Raw genomic sequence first — 3386 nt, 5'->3', positions numbered from 1 at the left:
CGCCGCATGGGTGATCGCGGTGCGGTTGAGGGTGATCGACACTTCCCCGATAATGGTGGTCAGCAGGTCGCGGGCGAATTGCTCGAGGCTGGCACGCAGCGCCTTGGTGCTGAGATGGCTGCGATCGACATAGGGCATGCGCACCTTGGCGGCCTGCCATTGCACCGTCGCTGTCAACAGGCCTTCGCGGTCGCCAAACCACTTGTAGAGCGTTTCCTTCGAGCATGAGGCGCGCCGCGCCACCGCCGTCATGGTGAGCCCGTCGCCATTCTCGACGAGCAGGTCCAGCGCCGCGGTCAGCACAGCCTGCTGGCGCGGGGTGAACGTCTCTTCGTTGACCTTGATGGCCAGGGCCACGGGAACCTCTCCCTTGCGTGTCGCGCCGAACGGTCCGGCGGCAATTCGTTCGCTGGCGTACCGTACGGTACGGTTCGAAGCAAGTGGAATCTTGTCTCCGTCCCCGCTCCGGGAACCCGCCCCTCGGCGCCGTCATTCCCACCCGGAAGGAAAATCATGACCCAGCCGCCCAAAACGCCCGATGGTCGTTACATTGTCGTGCGTGGCCGGCTCTGGCGCGCCAGCAATCCCGGCCTGTCATCCGCAGAGCGCCAGACGCAGGTGGACCGGCTGATGGCCGCGCGCCGCGGCGTCCGCTCCGACGACAGCGACGAAAAGGCCGCCGCCCGCGCCGAGGTGGATGCGGCCAAGCGAGCCCTGGGCGAACGGGGCCCGGTCTGGTGGCATGACGGCGCGCCCGACTACAATCGGCACATGGCGCGCAATACGCCCTATGCCGAGTGGTTCGCCCGATTGCCGCAGCCGGACCGGGATGACTGATGGCTGCGGGTTTGATTTCCTCCCGGGCGCTGCTAGACCCTGGGGCCAGCTCTCCACGCCGGACCTGACATGACCGACACCGTTCTCGACCGCTTCCTGCGCTACGTTGCCATCGATACCCAGTCCGATGGCAATTCGCTCACCCAGCCCTCCACGGAAAAGCAGAAGGACCTCGGCCGCCTTCTGGTCGACGAACTCCAGGCCATCGGCATCGCCGACGCGCATCTCGACGAACACGGCTACGTCTACGCGACGATTCCGGCGACCACCAACAAGCCGAACGTCCCGGTGATCTGCTTCTGCTCGCACATGGACACCTCGCCCGATTGTTCAGGCGAAGGCGTCAAGCCTCAGATCGTGAAGAATTATCAGGGCGGCGACATCGTCTTGCCGGCGGATCCGAACCAGGTCATCCGCTTCGCCGAGCACCCGGCGCTCGCGCAGCAGATCGGCAACGACATCATCACCACCGACGGCACCACGCTGCTCGGCGCCGACAACAAGGCCGGCGTTGCCGAGATCATGGATGCCGCGGCGTTTCTGATCGCGCACCCCGAGATCAAGCACGGCACGCTCAAGATCCTGTTCACGCCGGACGAAGAGATCGGCCGCGGCGTCGACAAGGTCGACCTCGCCAAGCTCGGCGCCGACTTCGCCTATACGATGGACGGCGAGACCGCCGGCAACATCGAGGACGAGACCTTCTCGGCCGACGGGGCGGTGATCACCATCACCGGCGTCAGCGCCCATCCCGGCTTCGCCAAGGGCAAGATCGAGCACGCCATCAAGATTGCCGCCGCGATCGTCGAGCGGCTGCCGAAGCACACCTGCTCGCCGGAGACCACCGAAGGCCGCGAAGGCTTCCTGCACCCGATCGGCATCACCGGCACGCTGGAGCACGCCACGCTGAGCCTGATCATCCGCGACTTCACCGAGGCCGGCCTGCAGGAGAAGGCGGCGCTGCTGCAGCGAATCGTCGACGAGGTGATGCGCGACTATCCGCGCTCGACCGCGACGCTCGAGATCAAGCAGCAGTACCGCAACATGAAGCAGGTCCTCGACCGCCACCCCGAGTTGGTTACCAACGCGCGCGATGCGATTCGGCGCGCCGGCCTCGAACCGGTCACCACTGCGATTCGCGGCGGCACCGACGGCTCGCGGCTGTCCTTCATGGGCCTGCCCTTCCCCAACATCTTTGCCGGCGAACACGCCTTCCACTCCCGGCTCGAATGGGTCAGTCGCCAGGACATGGAAGCCTCGGTCCGGACCATCGTGCATCTGGCGATGATTTTCGAAGAGCGGGCATAGCGCGCTCCGCCTCCGCTCGCGTCTTTTCTCTGCCTTCAAAGACTTCCTCCCCGGCTGTCGATCCGTGCCGTGGATCGGCCTGTTCGTCGAAAGGATGAGGCTACCGGTCGCCTCCAAAGGCGACGCGGCGTCTGATGTGATGGACCCGCACCCCTGAATCTGATGGGTTCCATTCCGGGAACGGGGCGGAGATCGACGGATGATGTGGGGCACCATTGCTGAGCAGCGCTCGAAAAGCCTGCTGGTCGCGAGCTTGCTGTGTGCGCCTCTCCTCCTCGCCGGCTGCAAGGAGCAGAACAGCTACGCGGCGCCGCCGCCCGCCAAGGTGACGGTGGCGACGCCGACCCGCTCGCCGGTGACGCTCTACGCCGAATTCACCGGCAACACCGCGCCAGTCGCCTCGGTCGATCTCGAAGCGCGCGTGCAGGGCTTTCTCGACAGCATCGACTATCGCGACGGCGAGGCCGTGAAGAAGGATCGCGTGCTGTTCAGGATCGATCCGGCGCAGTATCAGGCCCAGGTCGATCTGCAGCAGGCGCAGCTCGATGGGGCCAAGGCCAAGCAGATCAACGCCCAGCGCGAATACGACCGGCAGGCGACGCTCGGGCAGAAGGAAGTCGCAACCCAGCGCAATGTCGACGACGCCCAGACCAATCTGGCGTCCGCCAATGCCCAGGTGGCGGCGAGCGAGGCGTCGCTCAAGCTCGCCAAGATCTCGCTGGCTTATGCAACGGTGAGCGCCCCGTTCGACGGCATCGTCACGCGCCGCCTCGTCAATCTCGGCGCGCTGGTCGGCTCGTCCGGCCCCACCAAGCTCGCCACAATCCTCCAGGTCGATCCGCTCTACGTCTATTTCAACATCACCGAGCAGCAGCAGATCGATCTGCGCGATGCCCTGGTGCGGCAGGGCAAGACCCTGAAGAGCATGCGCGAGGATGGGCTGGAGTTGCCCATCGAGGTCGCGCTGTCGGCCGACACCGCGTTCGACTATGCCGGCAAGGTCGACTACATCGCGCCGAAATTCGACAGCGCCACCGGCACGCTGCAGCTGCGCGGCGTGCTCGATAACAAGACCATCAGCCTAGTGCCCGGCCTCTTCGTCCGGATTCGCGTCCCGGTCGGCAAGCTCGACGACGCCCTGCTGGTCGACGACACCGCGGTGATGTCGAACCAGACCGGCAGCTACGTCATGGTGGTCGGCAGCAACAACATCGTCCAGCAGCGCCAAGTGACCCCCGGCC

The 3386-nt window shown here is 65.7% G+C and carries 4 protein-coding genes; 3 read left to right on the top strand and 1 reads right to left on the bottom strand.

Annotation, left to right across the window (positions count from 1 at the left end; all coding sequences use genetic code 11):
- Positions 1-357 (bottom strand): TetR/AcrR family transcriptional regulator (locus tag ACOJTD_RS25540; RefSeq protein WP_420135648.1); only part of this gene is annotated, 357 nt, incomplete at its 3' end.
- A gap of 156 nt (positions 358-513) precedes the next feature.
- Here ACOJTD_RS25540 and ACOJTD_RS25535 point away from each other — a divergent pair.
- From ACOJTD_RS25535 to ACOJTD_RS25525, 3 genes are all read left to right on the top strand, one after another.
- Entirely contained in the window at positions 514-837 is a 324-nt protein-coding gene (locus ACOJTD_RS25535) for a hypothetical protein (RefSeq protein ID WP_420135647.1), read from the top strand.
- Between the two features lie 69 nt (positions 838-906).
- Positions 907-2145 (top strand): peptidase T, encoded by a 1239-nt coding sequence (gene pepT, locus ACOJTD_RS25530; protein WP_420135646.1) that lies wholly within the window; start codon positions 907-909, stop codon positions 2143-2145.
- A gap of 202 nt (positions 2146-2347) precedes the next feature.
- Positions 2348-3386 (top strand): efflux RND transporter periplasmic adaptor subunit (locus ACOJTD_RS25525; protein ID WP_420135645.1); only part of this gene is annotated, 1039 nt, incomplete at its 3' end.

It is taken from the genome of Rhodopseudomonas sp., assembly GCF_048594845.1.
In the GTDB taxonomy this organism is placed as follows: Bacteria; Pseudomonadota; Alphaproteobacteria; order Rhizobiales; family Xanthobacteraceae; genus Rhodopseudomonas.
Note: the sequence above shows the minus strand (reverse complement) of the source record. Positions and strands in the feature narration are given on the sequence as shown.